This is a genomic window from Pseudomonas sp. CCI3.1 (assembly GCF_034313985.1).
GTDB lineage: Bacteria > Pseudomonadota > Gammaproteobacteria > Pseudomonadales > Pseudomonadaceae > Aquipseudomonas > Aquipseudomonas psychrophila.
The window spans coordinates 2,699,807-2,720,071 of the sequence record NZ_JAVIWO010000001.1 but is presented as its reverse complement, the minus strand read 5'-3'; the positions used below and the strand labels follow the sequence as shown (position 1 = coordinate 2,720,071).

The 20,265-nt window shown below is 58.1% G+C and carries 15 protein-coding genes and 2 tRNA genes; 9 read left to right on the top strand and 8 right to left on the bottom strand.

The genetic code is table 11. The annotated features are described in order from the left end of the window. Positions 1-14: 14 nt before the first annotated feature. The gene (locus tag RGV06_RS25785; protein WP_401015696.1) at positions 15-899 is read left to right on the top strand and encodes a methyl-accepting chemotaxis protein; all 885 of its coding nucleotides are present in this window, start codon (positions 15-17) and stop codon (positions 897-899) included. Between the two features lie 176 nt (positions 900-1,075). Here RGV06_RS25785 and RGV06_RS12410 read toward each other — a convergent pair whose 3' ends face one another. From RGV06_RS12410 to RGV06_RS12375, 8 genes are all read right to left on the bottom strand, one after another. Then, complete coding sequence (locus RGV06_RS12410; protein WP_019826235.1) at positions 1,076-2,629, bottom strand: ABC transporter permease; 1,554 nt, start codon at positions 2,627-2,629, stop codon at positions 1,076-1,078. Then, a complete protein-coding gene (locus RGV06_RS12405; RefSeq protein WP_046809177.1) occupies positions 2,629-3,651 on the bottom strand; it encodes an iron ABC transporter substrate-binding protein in 1,023 nt (340 codons plus the stop codon). The genes RGV06_RS12410 and RGV06_RS12405 overlap by 1 nt, the downstream gene beginning before the upstream one ends. Positions 3,652-3,772: 121 nt before the next feature. Beyond that, positions 3,773-4,861: a cytochrome-c peroxidase gene (locus RGV06_RS12400; RefSeq protein WP_322151879.1), complete on the bottom strand. Its 1,089-nt coding sequence runs from the start codon at positions 4,859-4,861 to the stop codon at positions 3,773-3,775. Between the two features lie 5 nt (positions 4,862-4,866). After that, entirely contained in the window at positions 4,867-7,644 is a 2,778-nt protein-coding gene (locus tag RGV06_RS12395) for a TonB-dependent receptor (RefSeq protein WP_322150113.1), read from the bottom strand. A gap of 241 nt (positions 7,645-7,885) precedes the next feature. Beyond that, on the bottom strand, positions 7,886-8,848 hold the full coding sequence (locus RGV06_RS12390; protein WP_322150111.1) for a FecR family protein: 963 nt from the start codon (positions 8,846-8,848) through the stop codon (positions 7,886-7,888). Next, positions 8,841-9,347, bottom strand: a complete 507-nt coding sequence (locus tag RGV06_RS12385; RefSeq protein ID WP_019826229.1) for a sigma-70 family RNA polymerase sigma factor — start codon at positions 9,345-9,347, stop codon at positions 8,841-8,843. The genes RGV06_RS12390 and RGV06_RS12385 overlap by 8 nt, the downstream gene beginning before the upstream one ends. A 192-nt stretch (positions 9,348-9,539) precedes the next feature. Continuing rightward, positions 9,540-9,626, bottom strand: a tRNA-Leu gene (locus tag RGV06_RS12380). Between the two features lie 175 nt (positions 9,627-9,801). Further along, positions 9,802-9,888: transfer RNA gene (locus RGV06_RS12375), tRNA-Leu, on the bottom strand. 224 nt (positions 9,889-10,112) lie between these two features. Between RGV06_RS12375 and rnr the strand changes: the two genes are divergently transcribed. The 8 genes from rnr to RGV06_RS12335 all read left to right on the top strand — a co-directional run bounded on the left by rnr (position 10,113) and on the right by RGV06_RS12335 (position 19,997). Then, positions 10,113-12,776 (top strand): ribonuclease R, encoded by a 2,664-nt coding sequence (gene rnr, locus RGV06_RS12370; protein WP_019826227.1) that lies wholly within the window; start codon positions 10,113-10,115, stop codon positions 12,774-12,776. Continuing rightward, a complete protein-coding gene (gene rlmB / locus RGV06_RS12365; RefSeq protein WP_046809179.1) occupies positions 12,773-13,540 on the top strand; it encodes a 23S rRNA (guanosine(2251)-2'-O)-methyltransferase RlmB in 768 nt (255 codons plus the stop codon). Before rnr ends, rlmB begins: the two co-directional genes overlap by 4 nt. Positions 13,541-13,840: 300 nt before the next feature. Next, positions 13,841-14,266 (top strand): 30S ribosomal protein S6, encoded by a 426-nt coding sequence (rpsF, locus tag RGV06_RS12360; RefSeq protein ID WP_003439045.1) that lies wholly within the window; start codon positions 13,841-13,843, stop codon positions 14,264-14,266. A 28-nt stretch (positions 14,267-14,294) separates the two neighbouring features. Continuing rightward, positions 14,295-14,525, top strand: a complete 231-nt coding sequence (gene rpsR / locus RGV06_RS12355) for a 30S ribosomal protein S18 (RefSeq protein WP_003171373.1) — start codon at positions 14,295-14,297, stop codon at positions 14,523-14,525. Positions 14,526-14,561: 36 nt separating this feature from the next. Continuing rightward, on the top strand, positions 14,562-15,458 hold the full coding sequence (locus RGV06_RS12350; RefSeq protein WP_019826222.1) for a hypothetical protein: 897 nt from the start codon (positions 14,562-14,564) through the stop codon (positions 15,456-15,458). Between the two features lie 19 nt (positions 15,459-15,477). Beyond that, on the top strand, positions 15,478-15,924 hold the full coding sequence (gene rplI / locus RGV06_RS12345) for a 50S ribosomal protein L9 (RefSeq protein WP_003439047.1): 447 nt from the start codon (positions 15,478-15,480) through the stop codon (positions 15,922-15,924). Between the two features lie 135 nt (positions 15,925-16,059). After that, positions 16,060-17,454, top strand: coding sequence for a replicative DNA helicase (gene dnaB / locus RGV06_RS12340; RefSeq protein WP_019826218.1), 1,395 nt, complete (start codon positions 16,060-16,062; stop codon positions 17,452-17,454). A 236-nt stretch (positions 17,455-17,690) separates the two neighbouring features. After that, complete coding sequence (locus RGV06_RS12335; protein ID WP_037032431.1) at positions 17,691-19,997, top strand: YgiQ family radical SAM protein; 2,307 nt, start codon at positions 17,691-17,693, stop codon at positions 19,995-19,997. Positions 19,998-20,265: the final 268 nt, after the last annotated feature.

Sequence of the window (20,265 nt, the reverse complement as noted above, 5' to 3'; positions counted from 1 at the left end):
ACGAAATTGGCGATATGGCGGCGGCGGTCAATCGCTTTATCGATAAGCTGCAGCCTATCGTGCGTGAGGCGGGGGATGTGGCGCAGCGCACCGGAGTCGAAATCGGCGTCATGACGCTGCGCAACGCCGGGGCGGATGCTGCCGCGCAGTTGCAGCGTGATGAAGTAGCGCAAAGCCTTCACGCGCTATCGACCATGGCGGATGCGGCTCAATCCGAAAGTCAGGCCATGCAGGCCGCGCTTAAACAGGTGGTCGATATTCGCCAGGCCACCGATGAAAACACCCGTACTTCGGCCAAGGTGGGCGGCCTGATCGAGGCGCTGGCGGGGCAGGTGGGCGAGGGGGCCAAGGTGATTGAGCGACTGGCACAACAAAGCGAACAGATCGAAGTCGTCCTGACCGTGATTCATGGCATTGCCGAGCAAACCAACTTGCTGGCGCTCAACGCGGCCATCGAGGCGGCGCGGGCGGGAGAGACCGGGCGCGGTTTTGCTGTGGTGGCCGATGAGGTGCGGGCACTGGCCAGCAAAACCCAGAGCTCAACCGGTGACATTCAGGCGCATATCGTGGCGTTGCAGCAGGGCGCCAAAGAGGCCGTTGCGGCGATTGGTCTGGCGGGGCGTCAAGCGAACGAGGGGTTGGCGGTACTGCGTGGCAGCGTGCAGTTGCAAAAAACCGTGCAGACCTCGGTTGAGCAGGTCCATACCGCCATCGGCGAGGCCACCAAGGCGGCAGAGCACCAGGCACAAGGTGCATATGCGGTGCGCGGGCGGGTTGAAGTGATTCATGCTCAGGCTGAACGTGCGGCCGAGGCGGTGACCCAAACCACGGCCAGCGGCAAGGTGTTGGATGGGTTGGCGGCGCAGCTCAAGGCGAGCCTGGGGCAGTTCAGGGCGTAAAGAAGCAACATGATCCTGTAGCAGCTACCGAGGGACGACGGCTGCGTTCGGCGGCGCAGCCGTCGTAAAGTCAGAGTGCTCGGTGTAACGGTTAAACCGCGTGCTCAGGTTTTACGATCGCTTCGCAATCGGACGTAGCCTCGCAGGCTCGGCAACTGCTACGAGCCTCTTGGCGTTTAGCGGCTCAAATACATCTTCGTGGTGAGCAAGTACACGGGTAGCCCCGAGACTAGAATCAACAGCGCCGCATAAGGTGCCGCCGCTGCAAACTCTATATTCGAGGTATGCGACCACACCTGTGTCGCCAAGGTGTTAAGCCCGGTCGGGCTCAGCAGCAAAGTCGCCGTCAGTTCTTTCATTGCATCCAGAAACACCAAGGCAAATGCCGCACCCAGGGCCGGGAAGATGATCGGCAGCGTCACACGGAAAAAGGCCGAGAACGACGTTGCGCCCAACGTTCGTGCGGCTTCTTCCAACTGCGGGGCAGCCTTGTTCAGGGCTGTGCGGATTGGCGCCTGCGCCAGCGGCAAAAACAGCAGCGCATAGGCAATCAGCAGCAAGGCCGATGTCTGATACAGCGCCGGAACGTAATGCAGGGCGAAATACACCAGGGCCAAGGCAATCACCAGCCCCGGCAGCGCATGCAGCAAGTAGGGCAGGCGTTCCGCCCAGATCGCCAGCGAGCCTTTATAACGCACCACCAGCAACCCGACCGGTACGGCCAGCACCAGGCACAGCGCAGCCCCGCCCAGCGCCAGTGACAGCGACGAGAACAGAGCCTCGCCAATCTCGGCCATCGGGAATGCTGCCGAGCTGCCCTTGACCAGCCAATACACCAGCATGCCCAAAGGAATACCGCTGCCGACCACCGCCAGAGCCAGGCAATACAACTGCCCCGGCACTGACCATTTGCCCAGTCGCACTTGTTCGGCACGCCGCGCAGCGCCCTGGCCGATGCGAATGTGGCGACCCTTGCCGCGCACTTTAAGCTCCAGCCATAACAGGCTCAGGCACATCACCAGCAGTACCGCAGAAAGCATCGCCGCATTGGCGTTGCTGAATTCCAGTTCGAACTGCTGATAAATCGCCGTCGTAAAGGTTTGCAGGCCAATGATCGACAGGGCACCGAACTCAACCAGCATATGCAGGGCAATCAGCAGCGAGCCGGCCAGCAGCGAAGGCCAGAGCAGTGGCAGAGTGATGGTGTAAAACACCCCCCAACGATTCTGGCCCAGAGTGCGGGCCGATTCTTCAAGAGCCGGGTCTAGGTTGCGCAGGGTGGCCGCGACCGGTAGAAAAATCAGCGGGTACTTGGACAGGCTCATCACCAGAATCGCGCCGCCAAGGCCCTCAAAGCTTGCGCTCAGTGAGACCCAGGTGAAGCTGCTGACGAACGCCGGAACGGCGAACGGCAGGCACAGAATCACGCCCCACAAGCGCCGGCCGGGCAGGTTGCTGCGTTCAAGCAGCCAGGCCAGGGACAGACCGATCAGCGCGCAGGTGACGGTGACGCCGACCATCAGCAGCAACGTGTTGCGCATCAGGCCAAATACATAAGGGCGCCACAACAGGTGCAGCGCTTCAGCCCATCCGGCTTGCCAGGCCTTGGTGCCGACATACAACAACGGCAACAGGCTCAGGCCCACCAGTAGCAGGACGGGCAGCAACAGCCAGATCGAAGGTCTTTTGCGGGTGGGCGTAAAGCGTGCAGGTTGGGCGCCAGACAGCATCAGAGCAGGCCTACATCACGTTCAAGGTCGAGTGCTTCTTCAGCGTTGCCCAAGTCGGCAGGCGTCACTTTTGGCGGTTGCAGCTCTTCAAATGGCTTGAGGCCGCGCTCGGACACCATGCCTTTGCGCATCGGGTATTCCGCGGTGGTGTTGGTGATCACGCGCTGGCCTTCTTCACTGGCCATGTAAGCCAGCAATTGCTGGGCTTCTTTGGGATGCTTGCTGGCCTTCAATACACCAGCGCTGGACACGGTCACCAAGCCGCCCGCATCGCCATCGGTGAAGTAATACAGTTTGGAGTCCAATTGACCCTTCTCGCGCTGCAACGCAAACCAGTAGTAGTTGTTGACCAGAACTGCGGCCACTTCACCGTTTTCTACCGCTTTGAGCGCCACCATGTTGTTGGTGTAGGTCTTGCCGAAGGCACGCAGGCCGGTCAGCCATTCTTCAGCAGCTTCTCGCCCGTGCAGCTTGATGATTGCAACGGCCTGTTCCTGGAACGCGCCGCTGGTGGGTACAAAGCCGATCTTGCCTTGCCATTGAGGCTCGGCGAATTCCAGTACGGACTTGGGCAACTGGTCTTCGCTGATCTTCTTGGGATTGAACGCGACGACGCGGGTGCGTGCCGTCACGCCGATCCAGGTGCCGTTGGCCGCCACGTATTCCTTGGGCAGCACTTGCAGCGTGCTGTCATCGGCCTTGGCCAGAAAACCTTGCTCGCCCAGGTTGTTCAGAGGTGGCGATTCTTCTGCGTAGAACACATCCGCAGGCGAGCGGTCGCCTTCTTCCATGATCTGACTGGCCAGCTGGTTGCTGCTGCCTTTGCGCACGTTGACGTGAATGCCGGTTTTGGCTTCAAAGGCCTTGGCGAGGTTGTCGCCGACTTCCTTGTGCTGACCGTTGTAGAGCGTCAGCGACACAGGGTCGGCAGCGTGGGCGGGAGAGGTCAGTGCAAGACCTAGGATGGAGAGAGTCAGACCGCGCAGTAGAGATGTCGCAAGCCGGGTATTTCGGAGCATCATTCGCTGGGTTCCTCGCTGGGTACTACAAAACTTGTAACAATAATAAACGATATTGTTTCTCAAGTGCGCTTGACCCAGCGTCCAATTGTGCCAGTACGACGAACTGTGTTTGCCCCAGGGTTTAGAGCGTGTCCAGAAAGCTGCGCAAGGCCCGCAATTCGTCCTTGTTCATATTCAGGGCCTTAAGCCGGTCGCTGGTGCGTGGAAACAGCGGATCATCGACCTGTTGTGCGTTGGGGCGCGGACGGGGCATGCCCATGTTGTAGAACGCCAGCGTGCCTTCCATGTTGACGAACAGTCCGTTGTGCATCCAGGGGGCGGTTTTCATCACCAGTCGCAATGACGGGGTGCGGAATGCGCCCACGTCTTCAGGTTTACGTGACACTTCGTAGCGCCCCAGGTCTTCATATTTACGCCCGTAGTACGTCAGGCCGAGGTTATGAAACTGATCGTCGCTTAGCGCCGGGCCAAAGTGGCAGTTCATGCAGCGCGCCTTGGTGCGAAACAGGTGCAGGCCATAAAGCTGTTCATCGCTCATGCGTTGGGAGCGCCCGCGCAGCAATTGCTCAAAGGGGGTATTGCGCGTGGCGCTGACGAGTGTGCGCTGAAAGGTGGCCAGGGCCTGGGCGGTCTGCACCTGGGTGATCGGGCCTGGCCCGAATGCCTGGACAAACTCTGTGCGGTAGGTCGGGTCGGCGTTTAGCTGTTGCAGCAGTTGGGGAATGTCGAAGGCCATTTCCAGTGGGTCGATGATCGGATGCATGGCTTGTTGTTCAAGGCTGGCGCCCCGACCATCCCAAAACAGCGCCGAGCTGTAGCCGCTCATTACCAGGCTTGGTGCATTTCGCCGACCGCTTTGGCGATCGTGACCGAAGGACACTCGGCGGCCATCAGCAAAGGCCATATCAGCCTCATGGCATGACGCGCAGGCGATTTGTCCGGAGCGCGACAATTTGGGGTCGTTGAACAGCTTTTCCCCCAGCGCGGCCTTGGTTTCGCTGAACGGGTTCTCGGGTGGCGCGGGGGCGTGGGCGGGCAAGGCGGCCATTTCTTGCCAGTTCACATCGGCATCCACCTGGGGGGCGGGCCATTGGGTGACGGGCTGGCGGTACTGCTGGGCGATGCAGGTCGGGTAATCGGCAGCCTTTTGATCGCAGGCGGTTGCCGCAGCCGCGCTCAAAGCTGTGGCCAGACTGATGCAGAAAGTCATGCGCTTCAAAATTTGTATCCCACTTCCAGCATGAATTGACGACCGACTTCATAGGTGGCCAAGCCACTGGTTTCGGTGGCGCCGACGATCTTTTTGTCCAGCAGGTTGGTCACGTCGAGGTTGACGAAAACGGCCTGATCCTTGGCGGTGGGCAGCTCCCAGGCCACGCGTGTGTCCCAGGTCAGCGCCCCGGAAAACGGGGTTTCTGCCCAGATATAAGCGTCCTTGCCCTCGTGCTGGATTTTCTTGCCCGTGGCGGCGATGCGGCGATAGCCGTCGCGATAACGCAAAAAGTTGCTCCAGGTGATATGCAGCGGCTCGATTTCGGTGACGGTGGTCAGGCGCGCAGTCCACGGGCGGTTGTAGTTGGCCGCTGGCATGTCGGAGTACTTCATGAATTTGCCGTCGTACTGGATCGTTGGGTCTTCGACGTAGGTGGCGCCAATATTGGCGGTGTAGCTCGACAGCCCGGTGTTGTGGATTTTGCTCCAGTCCATGGCGAACTGGCCTGAGGTGCGGGTGCTGCCCAGGGTAAAGGCTTGCAGCGGGGTGATGGTCAAGGTGTAGATGTCGGCGTCGCTTTTGCCGCCGTTGTAGTAGGTGTAGTAATTGGTCGCCAAGGTGCCGATGTCTTCGGACGGTTCGCCGATTTGCGAGCCCCAGGCGCGGCTGACTTGCTCGCGGCCCATGCGTTTTACGTATTTGACGGCGAACTCGGTGTTCCATTGCACATGGCTCAGGCCCAAGGTCAGTTCGTCGTCGTAAGGCACTTTGAGCTGGTTGAATTTACTGTCGTTGGCCACTCGCTTGTTCAATACCCAATCGGAAGTCTGGCCGGCACGGGTGTATTCGGTGCCCATGGCCGCTACACCGTCACGCAGGCGGTAGGTGTACAGGTTGCGTCCGTAGTAGCGGTTGGCGCCGCCGGTGATGCGGGTTTTGCTGTCGCCGAAGACGTCCAGCTCAATCGCCAGCCGCGGTGCCACGGTGGTTTGTTTCATGTAGTCATCACCGTCGATCCGCACGCCGGGCCTCACGGTCAGGCGTTTGTAGCGCATTTCGTCTTGCAGGTACAAAGCCCAGGTGCGGGTGTCGAAGCTGGTTTTACCCTGGCTCAGGGTCCTCTTTTTGGCGTACTGGCCGTCCCAGCCTTCATTGAGGACAGGACCCATCGAACAGAAGGGGTCATTGCCCGCGCAAGAGCTTGCCTCGGCGACGGTGTAGCTGTTGTAGGGTGTGTTGCGCTCATAGCTGGCGGTGTTTTGTGACAGCTCCAGGCCGGTTTGCAAGGCATGGTTGACGCCTAGCCAGTTGAAGCTGTTCCAGTCGGCCTTGAGCTTGTAAGCCAGGCTTTTCTGGGTTTCTTCTAGATCACCAAAGCCGCCCTCGGTAGCCGCCCCCGAGGTGCTCCAGTTTTTGGTCGTGGAGGTGCGCCAAAAAATCATGTAGTCGCTGTCGGAATAGCGGGACGTGTTCAGTTTGCTCCAGCTCAGGTTTTGCTCAACCCGGGCCATTGGAGCATTCCACACCAGCCGTGTACTGAGGCTATCGCCGCCGGCCTCCATTTCGCGGGCTGAGAAAATGGCGCTGGGGCCAAATGTTTTTGCAGTTTCCGGGGCGTGGGTCAGGCTCACGTCCAGCTTCCAGTCCTCGTTAACCTGCCAGACAGCCTTGAGAAAGTAGTTGTCGATACGCCGGGTCTGTACCTCAGTCATGTTGGCGGTATCCGTCTGGTTGGACACGGCAAACACGCGGGTGGGCATCGTCGAGTCCTTGCGTGAAAAGCTGCCCATCAAACCGAAGTTTTCGCTCAGGTGCCCTTCGAGGGTGGCGCGGGTGATGAATTTTTTAAAGTCGGGCTGGCTACTGTTGCCAAACCCGGCTTTGAAATTTTCGAGGTCCGGATCATCTTCATTCAGGTGATAGCGGGTCCACTCGGAGCGTGACATCTGTACTGAGAGCTTGCCGTGGAAGTCCGTCCTGGGGTCGCGGGTATTGGCCTGGACCACGCCGCCGTTAAAGCCGCCAAATTCCACGGGCACGTTGCTGTCGTAAACCTTGATGTCCTCCAGCAGGTCGGTATCCAGTGCCAGCCCCTGACTGCGGCCCGGCATTTCATCGAAGTCATCGTTGGTACCCCCGGGGTCCAGGTCGTTGTTCATGCTCATGCCGTCAACGATAAACAGGTTTTGCCAGGGCCTTGCTCCGTTGATGCTGATAGTGGCAGGCGCAATTTCCCCCGGGGTTTTACTGCTCTGCTGGTTGTTATCGAACTGTACATTGGGGTTGGTGCGTAGAAGGCTGGTGATATCGCCATTGCCTGAAGGCAGGCTTTCTATCATGTGCCGGTCAATGGTCTGTTCGCCTTGAAACACTGGGGCCATGGCAGTGATGGGCGTGCTTTTGATCAGCAGCACATCACTTTCAGTGGGCGGCAGGATGGAGGCGCTGTCGGCGGAGGTGGCCTCCCATTGCAAGCCGCTGCCGCGTAGCAGGCGGGCCAGGGCTTTCTCAGGGCTCATGCCGCCTTCGACGGATGAGCCACTCAAGCCAGTGAGCAATGCGCTTTCCGCGCTGACCTGCCAGCCCGACTGCCGGGAAAACGCAATCAGGGCATTGGCCAGTGGCTGGGACGGGATCTGGAAATGCAGCTGTTGCTGTTTTGTTTGTGCGGCAGACACAGGGCTGGCGCCGATGACCATTGCTGGCAACCCAAGCAGCAGGATGATGGACAGCGATCGGCAACGGGGGAGGCTGACGCATTGCAAACGCAAAGAAGGCATGAAGTGACCTACGAAATAAAACGTCATAGTCACTAATGCGAATCTTTATCAGTGACGTTCGTAGGTAAAGACTCTCGGGCTAAACGGATTTCCAGAAATAATTGAAAAAAGTTTCGGCTGGCTGAGAGCGATGTGCCAATTGCTCAGGGTTTACATGACTTCAATCGTGAGGGAGAGCGTGCTCTCGAAGACAGATAAAGACTCGCTCCCACTTCAGGGCTGCTGCGAAGGCGATCAGAGCTTAGGGCTTTGCCGAGACAATCAGGGTGTACGGCACGCTGTCATGCAGGCGTCCGCCCAGTGGAGCAATGGCGGCCTGCAATGCGCTTTTGGGGTCGCGCAGGTTCAGGGCGGCGGTGATGCGGCGTTGGCCCAGTGCCTTGTCCGTCAGCAAAATCAGACCGGGCTGATAGCGGCGTAACTGCATGATTACGTCGTCGATGGACTGATCGACGGCCACCAGTTGCCACTGGCGCCAGGGTGCGATTTCCTCAATGGGCAATTGCACGATACGGGTATGCCGGTCGTTAGCGGTGAAGTGCAGTTGATCGCCGTGGCCCAACAGGTGCATGGCCGAAGCGGACGCCTGGGGTGTTTGCACGGCAACCGTACCGCTCTCGACGCTGACGTCGACGCCGTTGTCGCCCAGGCTTACGGCAAATGCGGTTCCGGTGACTCGAACGCGTACATCACCGGCGTTCACATAAAAGGCGCGATCGGCATCCGGCTTCACCGAGAAAAATGCCTGGCCGCGCAGCAATGTGACTTCGCGTTGTTCGGGGTTGAACTGAATGTCGGCAAGGGTGTTGCTGTCGAGGAGCATCTGGCTGCCATCGCTGAGCGCGACGGTGCGGTGTTCGGCGGCAGGGCTGCGGTAGTCGGCTTGCATTGCTTGCCAGTCGGGGCCCCACATCAGCAAGGCACTCGCGGCCACGGCAGCACCGACCAGTGCGCGTTTGCGCCGGTTCAGGCGCGGGGGAGGGCGTGAAGCCCGTGGGGCTGGCGCGGCCTCAGCCGGCAGGGTCAGGGCTTCGCCGCTCAGGCTCCATACCTTGAGCGCCTTGCGGTAAGCCGCGTCATGTTCGGGGGCGCTGGCTCGCCAGTTATTCAGGCGTTCGGTCAGCTCGGGATCGTGGGGGTTCTCCTGGATCAGCAACAGCCAGTCCAGCGCGGTTTCCCAGATCGGGTTCGGATTGTCAGTCATTACTCAGTTGTTCCGCGCAGTAGGTCAGGGCGTCGCGGACCAATTGGTGGGCCAGGCTCACGGAGATTCCAAGTTGTGTGCCGATTTGCTGGAACGTGAGACCTTTCAGTCGATGCAGCACAAATGCCTGTCGCGTACGCTCTGGCAGGCGCGACAAAGCATGTTGCAATTTGCGCAGTTCGTCCAGATGCAGGGCTTGCTGTTCGGGTGATGGGGTGCTGGAAATGTGCTCGTCCAGTGATTCACTGCGACTGGTGTGGCGGTTTTCAAGGGTCGCCCGGCGATTGAGGTCAAACGCCAGATTGCGCACGATGCGATAAAGGTAGCCGACGGGCTGTGTCAACGGCATGAGGTTGTCCGCGCCCTGGCTGAAGCGCAGCCAGGCGTCTTGAACCACGTCTTCGGCCTTGGCTCGACAGCCCACGATAGGTGCGGCGTAATCGACCAGGGCAAGGCGATGCGTGAGGTAGAGCTGGAGCCTGTCGTTGGTATCGGGCACGAGAATCCAGGTGGACGCGCTAGCGATCTGAAGGTGGTCGGATATTAATGCGGATGAGATTAATTATCAAATACGACCTTGGGATCGCTGATAAAAAACCTTGGGGGAGAGGGAAACGAATCCCGGAAACTAAAAAGCCCGCTTTCGCGGGCTTTTTGAGTGGTTATACAGAATGAATCTGTAAACCTGAATTGGTGCCCAGAAGAAGACTCGAACTTCCACGACCTTGCGGTCACCAGCACCTGAAGCTGGCGTGTCTACCAATTTCACCATCTGGGCAGTATCAGCAACGTTGCCGCTGTTGATGTGGCGCACTATACGGAGCGCTTTTGAATCTGTAAACCCCTGTTTTAGTTTTATTAAATCAGGGGCTTATGAAGTTCTTAAATGCAAAAACCCGCTTTCGCGGGTTTTTGTGTGAGGCTCAGAGTTGTACTACTCTGAATCTCTAAATTGGTGCCCAGAAGAAGACTCGAACTTCCACGACCTTGCGATCACCAGCACCTGAAGCTGGCGTGTCTACCAATTTCACCATCTGGGCAGCATCTTCAACGTTGCCGTTGTCGATGGCGCGCACTATACGGATGACCCTTTGACCTGTAAAGCGTTGTGATTAAAAATATTGAAAATTTTTCGCGAACGGTTGGTTGGTAGCGTTAAAGCGCGTCAGAAAGGACTATTAAGGCCCAGTGTGTGCCTGAAATTTCCCGTTTCAATACGCGTATGCCAAACTAACCCGCATATAGACAAGGTGAAAACTATCTAATGGCCGATTGGCAGACCCTCGATCCCGAGGCCGCACGTGAAGCGGAAAAATACGAAAACCCTATCCCTAGCCGCGAACTGATCCTTAAGCATCTGGCCGAGCGTGGCTCGCCTGCTGCTCGCGAACAGTTAGTGGAAGAGTTCGGTCTGACTACAGAAGACCAAATCGAGGCCTTGCGCCGTCGCCTGCGTGCGATGGAACGCGATGCCCAGCTGATTTACACCCGTCGTGGCACTTATGCACCGGTGGACAAGCTCGACCTGATTCTCGGCCGCATCAGTGGTCACCGTGATGGCTTCGGCTTCCTGATCCCGGATGATGGTAGTGACGACCTGTTCATGAGCCCGTCGCAAATGCGGCTGGTGTTCGATGGCGACCGTGCGCTGGCCCGTGTTTCGGGGCTGGACCGCCGTGGTCGCCGTGAAGGCGTGATCGTCGAAGTGGTCTCGCGTGCTCACGAAACCATCGTGGGTCGTTACTTCGAAGAAGGCGGCATTGGCTTTGTCGTGGCCGACAACCCAAAGATCCAGCAGGAAGTGCTGGTGACGCCGGGTCGCAATGCTGGCGCAAAAATTGGCCAGTTCGTCGAAGTGAAGATCACTCACTGGCCGACGCCGCGCTTCCAGCCGCAAGGTGATGTGCTTGAGGTCGTAGGCAACTACATGGCCCCGGGTATGGAAATCGACATTGCCCTGCGCACTTACGACATTCCGCACGTCTGGCCTGAAGGCGTCCTTAAGGAAGCGGCCCGGTTGAAGCCGGAAGTCGAAGAAAAAGACAAAGAGAAGCGCATCGACCTGCGTCATCTGCCGTTCGTCACCATTGATGGCGAAGATGCTCGCGACTTCGATGACGCGGTTTTCTGCGAAGCCAAGCCAGGCAAGCTGCGCCTGTTCTCCGGTGGCTGGAAGTTGTACGTGGCGATTGCCGACGTTTCCAGCTATGTGAAAATCGGTTCGGCTCTGGATACCGAAGCGCAGGTTCGCGGTAACTCGGTGTACTTCCCTGAGCGTGTGATCCCGATGCTGCCTGAGCAGCTGTCCAACGGTCTATGCTCCCTGAACCCGAAAGTCGACCGTTTGGCCATGGTTTGCGAGATGACCATCTCCAAAACCGGCGAAATGACTGACTATCAGTTCTATGAGGCGGTGATTCACTCCCAGGCGCGTCTGACCTATAACAAGGTCAGCACCATTCTGGAGCAGCCGAAAACCACCGAAGCCAAGCAGCTGCGCAGCGAATACGCTGATGTGGTGCCGCACCTCAAGCAGCTTTACTCGCTGTACAAAGTGTTGCTGGCCGCTCGTCATACCCGTGGCGCGATTGATTTTGAAACGCAGGAAACCCGGATTATCTTCGGTACCGAGCGCAAAATCGCTGAAATTCGTCCAACTACTCGTAACGACGCACACAAGCTGATCGAAGAGTGCATGCTGGCAGCCAACGTGGCCACTGCTGAATTCCTCAAGAAGCACGAAATTCCTGCGTTGTACCGCGTTCATGATGGTCCGCCGCCGGAGCGCCTGGAAAAACTGCGTGCCTTCCTGGGTGAGCTGGGCCTGAGCCTGCACAAAGGCAAGGATGGTCCATCGCCTAAGGATTACCAGGCGCTGCTTGAAACCATCAAGGATCGTCCTGACTTCCACCTGATTCAGACCGTGATGCTGCGTTCGTTGAGTCAAGCGGTGTACAGCGCTGATAACCAGGGCCACTTCGGCCTGAACTATGAAGCCTACACCCACTTCACTTCGCCGATCCGCCGTTACCCGGATCTGTTGACGCACCGTGCAATTCGCAGCGTGATCCATTCCAAAATGGATACCCCGCACGTTCGCCGTGCTGGCGCGATGACCATTCCGAAAGCGCGTATCTATCCGTACGACGAAGCGATTCTGGAGCAGCTCGGCGAGCAGTGCTCGATGAGCGAGCGCCGTGCTGACGAAGCCACGCGTGATGTGACCAACTGGCTCAAGTGCGAGTTCATGAAGGATCGTGTCGGCGAGTCGTTCCCGGGCGTGGTGACGGCGGTGACCGGTTTCGGCCTGTTCGTGGAGTTGACCGACATCTATGTCGAAGGTCTGGTCCACGTGACCGCCTTGCCGGGTGACTACTACCATTTCGATCCTGTGCATCACCGCCTGGCGGGCGAACGCACCGGTCGCAGCTTCCGCTTGGGCGACACCGTTGAAGTACGAGTTATGCGCGTCGATCTCGACGAGCGCAAAATCGACTTCGAAATGGCGGAAAAAACCCTCAGTGCACCGATTGGTCGTAAAAATCGCACTACTGACGCGCCAAAAGCCAAAAATGCTGGCAAGTCGGGCACCAAGGCCACTGAAAAGCCGGTCGAGCCAGCACCTGCTGCACGACGCAGTGCTCCGGCCAAGGCCGTCAAAAAAACGACCGACGATGCCTATCGCCCTGGCGATGCTGCCGCAAAAAATGCCGAGCTGCGCAAAAGTCGCGAATTGAAACAGGCGCTGTTGGCCGAATCGAAGAGCGGCGGTCGGACATCGGAGCCGGGAAAGTCGGGTAGGGCAGCACCTGCTAAAGATGCAGGCAAGCCTTCAAAACCGAGTAAACATCGTAAAGGCCCGCCAAAATCGGGCGCCGCTCCTGCTGCCAAAAGCGGCGGGTCGCGCAAACCTAAGGCCAAGTCATGAGTCAGTTGGAAAAAATCTACGGTATCCACGCCGTAGAAGCGTTGCTTCGTCATCATCCCAAGCGCGTAAAGCAAGTGTGGTTGGCCGAGGGTCGTAGCGATCCTCGCGTTCAGACCCTGATCGCATTGGCTGATGAAAGCCGGGTGCCGGTGGGTAACGCCGAGCGTCGCGAGATGGATGTTTGGGTTGAGGGCGTGCACCAGGGTGTTGTGGCTGACGTAAGCCCGAGCCAGGTCTGGGGCGAGGCCATGCTCAACGAATTGCTGGACCGCACCGAAGGTGCTCCGCTGATTCTGGTGCTGGACGGTGTGACCGATCCGCACAACCTGGGTGCTTGCCTGCGTACCGCTGATGCTGCCGGCGCCTTGGCAGTTATCGTGCCGAAGGACAAGTCTGCAACCTTGACGCCAACAGTGCGAAAAGTAGCCTGTGGCGCAGCTGAAGTGATTCCGTTGGTTGCCGTTACCAACCTTGCGGCCACTCTGAAAAAGCTTCAGCAGCGCGGCCTGTGGATCGTTGGTACTGCCGGCGAAGCCGAGCAGGAGCTGTACGAGCAAGACCTGACTGGCCCGACCATCCTGATTATGGGTGCTGAAGGCAAAGGCATGCGTCGCCTGACGCGTGAGCATTGCGATTACCTGGTACGCCTGCCGATGGCGGGCAGTGTCAGCAGCCTGAACGTTTCGGTAGCGACGGGCGTATGCCTGTTCGAAGCCTTGCGTCAGCGCAGCGTCAAAGCCAAGACTTCTTCCAAGAAGAAGTAAGCAACATCCCCTGTGGGAGCCAGCCTGCTGGCGAAGGTATCGATACGGTCTGTCTGGCAGGCTGCGTTGGATGCTTCGCCAGCAGGCTGGCTCCCACAGTTGTATTTGTATGTAGGTGGTCGGGATTGTTCAAATAATCGCCAATTGCCTTGCGCCTCTGTTGTCCCTTCTCTACAATTGCGCCCCTTGCCGTCATGGCGGGCGCATATGTGCCTCTCTAGGCAAGACACACAAGTGTCATTCACTCCTTGTCTGACCGCTTTTTAGTTAGCGGCAGGCTACAACCCGTAAGGAGCATTCATGCGTCATTACGAAATCATCTTTTTGGTCCACCCGGATCAAAGCGAACAAGTCGGCGGCATGGTAGAGCGTTACACCAAGCTGATCGAAGAAGACGGCGGCAAAATCCACCGTCTGGAAGATTGGGGCCGTCGTCAACTGGCCTACGCAATCAACAATGTTCACAAGGCTCACTACGTGATGCTGAACGTTGAGTGCACTGGCAAAGCCCTGGCTGAGCTGGAAGACAACTTCCGTTACAACGATGCTGTGATCCGTAACCTGGTCATCCGTCGCGACGAAGCCGTAACTGGCCAGTCCGAGATGCTCAAGGCTGAAGAGAACCGCAGTGAGCGCCGTGAGCGTCGTGACCGTCCTGAGCATTCTGACAGCGCCGATGGCGATGACAGCGATAACAGCGACGCCAGCGATAACGCTGACGAGTAATCCACGGACCTTTTGAGGAGCCAATTACATGGCACGTTTCTTCCGTCGTCGTAAATTCTGCCGCTTCACAGCAGAAGAAGTGAAAGAGATCGATTACAAGGATCTCAACACTCTGAAAGCTTACGTATCCGAGACCGGCAAAATTGTTCCAAGCCGCATCACCGGTACTAAAGCTCGTTATCAGCGTCAGCTGGCCACCGCTATCAAGCGCGCCCGCTTCCTGGCCCTGCTGGCCTACACCGACAGCCACGGCCGCTGAGACCGGGCAGTCGACAAGTAGTAAAGGATTGAAAGCATGCGCGCCTTAGCTGAGTTCATCATGCGAGGCCGTGTGCAGGCCACGTTAATCGTGGCCGGATGTGCGGCATTGCCGTTCTTGTTCTGGTTGAGTGCTGCTGCAGGTTGCCTTGTGCTCCTGCGGCGCGGTCCGAGAGATGCCTTGAGCATCCTCTCATGGGCTTTACTGCCGGCTTTAGTCTGGTGGTTTATTGGAGAACCTCGCACCCTTATGGTGCTGCTGGGAACTCTGGGGTTGGCGTTGATGTTACGCGCCGGCCAGTCCTGGAACCGCGTGCTGCTGGTCAGCGTAGCGCTGGGTGTGGTGTATGGCGTGATCCTGGGTACGGTTTTCCGCGAACCCATTGGTGCGATGGCGCAGGAGTTGGAAAAACTTCTGCCGCAGGTCCTCAATGGTCTCTACGACAAGTTATCTGACGTAGAGCGAGCGCGCCTTGGAGCACTGATTGCACCCGTCCTCACCGGACTGATTGCAGCTTTGATGCAGGTCGTCAGCGTGCTTAGCCTGATGCTTGGGCGTTATTGGCAGGCGTTGTTGTACAACCCGGGCGGTTTTGCGAGCGAGTTTCGCAGCATCCGCCTACCGCTGGGACCAGCGCTCGTATTGCTGGCGTGCATGCTTGTAGGACCGAACTTCGGTCCTGAAATGGCCATGCTCACGCCGTTGTGCAGCGTAGCGTTGTTCTTCGCCGGGCTAGCCCTGATTCATGGGCTGGTGGCGCAAAAGCGACTGGCCAGGTTTTGGCTGGTGGGGTTGTACGTCACGCTGTTGCTGTTTATGCAGCTGATCTATCCGTTGCTCGTGGTTTTGGCCATTGTCGACAGCCTGATTGATTTTCGCGGACGTCTGGCACCGAAAAGTGCCGATAAAGACTCTGCGGACGGTGAAGGTTAAAAGTTAAGAGGATTTTCACATGCAACTGATCCTTCTGGAAAAAGTCGCGAACCTGGGCAACCTGGGCGACAAAGTAAATGTTAAGGCCGGTTACGGTCGTAACTACCTGCTGCCGTACGGCAAAGCTACCGCTGCAACCGCTGCCAACCTGGCTGCGTTTGAAGAGCGTCGTGCTGAGCTGGAACAAGCTGCTGCAGACAAAAAAGCTTCGGCTGAAACACGCGCTGCCCAACTGGCTGAGCTGGAAGTGACTATCACTGCCACCGCTGGCGACGAAGGCAAGCTGTTCGGTTCGATCGGTACTCACGACATCGCTGATGCACTGACCGCCTCTGGCGTTGAAGTTGCTAAAAGCGAAGTTCGTCTGCCGAACGGCACTATCCGCAACGTTGGCGAATTCGACGTGGCTGTGCACCTGCACGCCGAAGTTGAAGCAACCGTACGCGTTGTTGTGGTAGCTGCTTAAGCAGTCTTAACTGACTGGCACCTTGTGTGCTGGACGGTTAACATCGGGCACGATCCTGTTTACAGGTCGTGCCCTTTGTCTTTCTGCAGTTTCTGATTTTCAAACCCCCTGCTTTTATAAACAACTCAAGTGGCCATGAACGATATCTCCGCTCCTGAGCAATACGATCTACAAACCGCAGCCCTGAAGGTGCCTCCGCATTCCATCGAGGCCGAACAGGCTGTGCTCGGTGGTTTGATGCTGGATAACAACGCCTGGGAACGCGTGCTGGATCAGGTTTCGGACGGCGATTTCTATCGACATGACCACCGCCTGATCTTCCGGGCCATCGCCAAACTGGCGGACCAAAACTCCCCGATTGACGTCGTGACCCTTGCCGAGCAATTGGACAAGGAAGGTCAGACCTCGCAAGTCGGCGGGCTGGGTTACCTGGGTGAACTGGCAAAAAACACGCCGTCGGTCGCCAACATCAAGGCCTATGCGCAGATCGTTCGCGAGCGCGCCACCTTGCGTCAGTTGATCGGCATCAGCACCGAGATCGCCGACAGCGCCTTCAACCCCGAAGGTCGCAATGCTGCCGAAATTCTCGATGAGGCCGAGCGCCAGATCTTTGCGATTGCCGAGGCCCGGCCAAAAACCGGCGGCCCGGTCAGCGTTAACGATCTGTTGACCAAGGCCATCGACCGTATCGACACCCTGTTCAATACCGACAACGCCATCACTGGCCTGTCTACCGGCTACACCGACCTTGATGGTATGACCAGCGGCTTGCAGCCATCGGACCTGATCATCGTTGCGGGTCGTCCATCGATGGGTAAAACCACCTTTGCGATGAACCTCGTCGAGAATGCGGTTTTGCGCAGCGAAAAAGCGGTACTGGTTTACTCCCTCGAGATGCCAGGCGAATCGCTGATCATGCGTATGTTGTCCTCGTTGGGGCGCATCGACCAGACCAAGGTCCGTGCCGGTCGCCTCGAAGACGACGATTGGCCACGCCTGACGTCGGCGGTCAATCTGCTCAATGACCGCAAGCTGTTTATCGACGACACGGCGGGCATCAGCCCATCGGAAATGCGCGCCCGTACCCGACGACTGGTACGTGAGCACGGCGATATCGGCCTGATCATGATCGACTACCTGCAATTGATGCAGATCCCGGGTTCGGGCGGTGACAACCGTACCAACGAGATTTCCGAGATTTCGCGATCCCTCAAGGCCCTGGCCAAGGAATTCAATTGCCCGGTAGTGGCGTTGTCGCAGCTCAACCGTTCCCTTGAGCAGCGGCCCAACAAGCGCCCGATCAACTCCGACTTGCGTGAATCCGGAGCCATCGAGCAGGATGCTGACGTCATCATGTTCGTGTACCGCGACGAGGTGTACCACCCCGAGACCGAGCACAAGGGCATTGCCGAGATCATTATCGGCAAGCAGCGTAACGGCCCTATCGGCACCACGCGCCTGGCGTTTATCGGCAAGTACACCCGCTTCGAAAACCTGGCGCCAGGCAGTTACAACTTCGACGACGATTAAGCACCCGGCGCTTCTCTGTGGGAGCGGGCTTGCCCGCCATTCAAGCGGTGAGGCGTTTCAGGCACACCGTGATGATGCCATCGCCAGAAGGCTGGCTCCCACAGGTAATCGACGTGCGCCAATCAATTCCGACCATCGCCGTCGGAATTGATCATTTTTTGTGCTATATTCCGCGCCCGCGAATTTCTTAGTAAATGACGCGCCCCAATTTTCTGTACTCAACACCGGTCATCGACATGCAAGCAGCCAAGCCTCTATTTGACTATCCGAAGTACTGGGCCGAATGTTTCGGTCCAGCGCCATTCCTGCCTATGAGCAGGGAGGAGATGGATCAGCTTGGCTGGGATTCATGCGACATCATCATCGTCACCGGTGATGCCTATGTCGATCACCCGTCGTTCGGCATGGCCATCATCGGTCGCCTGCTGGAGTCCCAGGGCTTTCGCGTGGGCATCATTGCCCAGCCGAACTGGCAGTCAAAAGACGATTTCATGAAGCTGGGCGAGCCGAACCTGTTCTTCGGTGTTGCAGCCGGCAACATGGACTCGATGATCAACCGTTACACCGCAGACAAAAAGATTCGTTCCGATGACGCCTACACCCCTGGTGGCCTGGCTGGCAAACGTCCGGATCGCGCCAGTCTGGTCTACAGCCAGCGCTGCAAGGAAGCCTACAAGAATGTGCCGATTGTACTGGGCGGCATCGAAGCGTCCCTGCGCCGTATTGCGCATTACGACTACTGGCAGGACCGCGTCCGCAACTCGATCCTGATCGACGCCTGCGCCGACATTCTGCTGTACGGCAACGCCGAGCGCGCCATTGTTGAAGTGGCCCAGCGTCTGTCCTACGGTCACAAGATCGAAGACATCACCGATGTTCGCGGTACCGCGTTCATCCGTCGCGATACGCCAAAAGACTGGTACGAAGTCGACTCCACGCGTATCGACCGTCCGGGCAAGATCGACAAGATCATTAACCCGTATGTGAACACCCAGGACACCCAGGCCTGCGCCATCGAGCAGGAAAAAGGTCCGGTTGAAGACCCGAATGAAGCCAAGGTCGTGGAGATCCTGGCCAGCCCGCGCATGACCCGCGACAAGACGGTTATCCGCTTGCCATCGGTTGAGAAAGTACGTGGCGACTCGGTTCTGTACGCTCACGCCAACCGCGTTTTGCACCTTGAAACCAACCCGGGCAACGCCCGCGCGCTGGTACAGAAACACGGCGAAGTGGATGTGTGGTTCAACCCGCCACCGATCCCGATGACCACCGAAGAAATGGACTACGTGTTTGGCATGCCATACGCACGTATCCCGCATCCTGCGTACGGTAAGGAAAAGATCCCTGCCTACGACATGATTCGCTTCTCGGTGAACATCATGCGTGGCTGCTTCGGCGGCTGCACCTTCTGCTCGATCACCGAGCACGAAGGCCGGATCATCCAGAACCGCTCCGAAGAGTCGATCATTCGTGAGATCGAAGAGATCCGCGACAAGGTGCCTGGCTTTACCGGTGTTATTTCCGACCTCGGTGGCCCGACCGCGAACATGTACCGCATTGCCTGCAAAACGCCGGAAATCGAATCCGCGTGCCGCAAGCCGTCCTGTGTGTTCCCGGGTATTTGCCCGAACCTGAATACCGACCACTCGTCGCTGATTCAGCTGTACCGCAGTGCCCGTGCCTTGCCGGGCGTGAAAAAGATCCTGATCGCTTCCGGTCTGCGCTACGACCTTGCGGTCGAGTCTCCGGAATACGTTAAAGAACTGGTCACCCACCACGTTGGTGGTTACTTGAAGATCGCCCCGGAACACACCGAGGAAGGTCCGCTCAACCAGATGATGAAGCCGGGCATTGGCAGCTATGACAAGTTCAAGCGCATGTTCGAGAAGTACACCAAGGAAGCGGGCAAAGAGCAGTACCTGATTCCGTACTTCATTGCGGCTCACCCGGGCACCAAAGACGAAGACATGATGAACCTGGCGATCTGGCTCAAGACCAACGGTTTCCGTGCCGACCAGGTCCAGGCGTTCTACCCGTCGCCGATGGCCACTGCCACCGCGATGTATCACTCGGGCAAGAACCCGCTGCGCAAGGTTACGTACAAGAGTGACTCGGTGACCATCGTCAAGAGCGAAGAGCAGCGCCGTCTGCACAAGGCGTTCTTGCGTTACCACGACCCGAAAGGCTGGCCAATGCTGCGTGAAGCGTTGACCCGTATGGGTCGCGCCGACCTGATCGGTTCGGGCAAGGATCAACTGATCCCGTTGCACCAGCCTGCGACTGACAGCTACCAGAGTGCGCGTCGCAAAAACTCGACGCCTGCTGGCAGCCATAAGGTAGCAGGGGAGAAGACCACCAAAATCCTGACCCAGCATACCGGCCTGCCGCCGCGTGCCAGCGATGGCGGCAACCCGTGGGACAAGCGTGAGCAGGCCAAGGCCGCCGCATTCGCTCGTAACAAACAGGCTGCCAAAGAGCGTCACGAAGCAGCTAAGGGCGGAAAAAGCCAAAAGCCGACCCGCAAGCCGGTAGTGCCGCGCTAGGGATACTTTGTGGGAGCGAGCCTGCTCGCGAAGATGGTTCACGATAATACGGGGTTGCTGGATAGTCTCGGCGTTACGTGATGAGACCTTCGCGAGCGGGCTCGCTCCCACAAGAAACCGCGCAGTATTCACCTACAACGCCAGCCTTCGGGCTGGCGTTGTGCTTTCTGCGCGCTGAGAAGCCGGCCAGGCGTGTGTAGGTTGATTGCTGAGCAGGGAGTCAGGGAAAGAGGTTTGAAGCGTCTGAGAGGGCGACAGGCTGACTGCG

Excerpts from the sequence above, each read along its gene's own strand:
- RGV06_RS25785 (WP_401015696.1), top strand. The coding sequence starts at position 15 with ATGGCGGCGGCGGTCAATCGCTTTATCGATAAGCTGCAGCCTATCGTG.
- RGV06_RS12410 (WP_019826235.1), bottom strand. The coding sequence starts at position 2,629 with ATGCTGTCTGGCGCCCAACCTGCACGCTTTACGCCCACCCGCAAAAGA.
- RGV06_RS12405 (WP_046809177.1), bottom strand. The coding sequence starts at position 3,651 with ATGATGCTCCGAAATACCCGGCTTGCGACATCTCTACTGCGCGGTCTG.
- RGV06_RS12400 (WP_322151879.1), bottom strand. The coding sequence starts at position 4,861 with ATGACTTTCTGCATCAGTCTGGCCACAGCTTTGAGCGCGGCTGCGGCA.
- RGV06_RS12395 (WP_322150113.1), bottom strand. The coding sequence starts at position 7,644 with ATGCCTTCTTTGCGTTTGCAATGCGTCAGCCTCCCCCGTTGCCGATCG.
- RGV06_RS12390 (WP_322150111.1), bottom strand. The coding sequence starts at position 8,848 with ATGACTGACAATCCGAACCCGATCTGGGAAACCGCGCTGGACTGGCTG.
- rnr (WP_019826227.1), top strand. The coding sequence starts at position 10,113 with ATGGCCGATTGGCAGACCCTCGATCCCGAGGCCGCACGTGAAGCGGAA.
- rlmB (WP_046809179.1), top strand. The coding sequence starts at position 12,773 with ATGAGTCAGTTGGAAAAAATCTACGGTATCCACGCCGTAGAAGCGTTG.
- rpsF (WP_003439045.1), top strand. The coding sequence starts at position 13,841 with ATGCGTCATTACGAAATCATCTTTTTGGTCCACCCGGATCAAAGCGAA.
- rpsR (WP_003171373.1), top strand. The coding sequence starts at position 14,295 with ATGGCACGTTTCTTCCGTCGTCGTAAATTCTGCCGCTTCACAGCAGAA.
- RGV06_RS12350 (WP_019826222.1), top strand. The coding sequence starts at position 14,562 with ATGCGCGCCTTAGCTGAGTTCATCATGCGAGGCCGTGTGCAGGCCACG.
- rplI (WP_003439047.1), top strand. The coding sequence starts at position 15,478 with ATGCAACTGATCCTTCTGGAAAAAGTCGCGAACCTGGGCAACCTGGGC.
- dnaB (WP_019826218.1), top strand. The coding sequence starts at position 16,060 with ATGAACGATATCTCCGCTCCTGAGCAATACGATCTACAAACCGCAGCC.
- RGV06_RS12335 (WP_037032431.1), top strand. The coding sequence starts at position 17,691 with ATGCAAGCAGCCAAGCCTCTATTTGACTATCCGAAGTACTGGGCCGAA.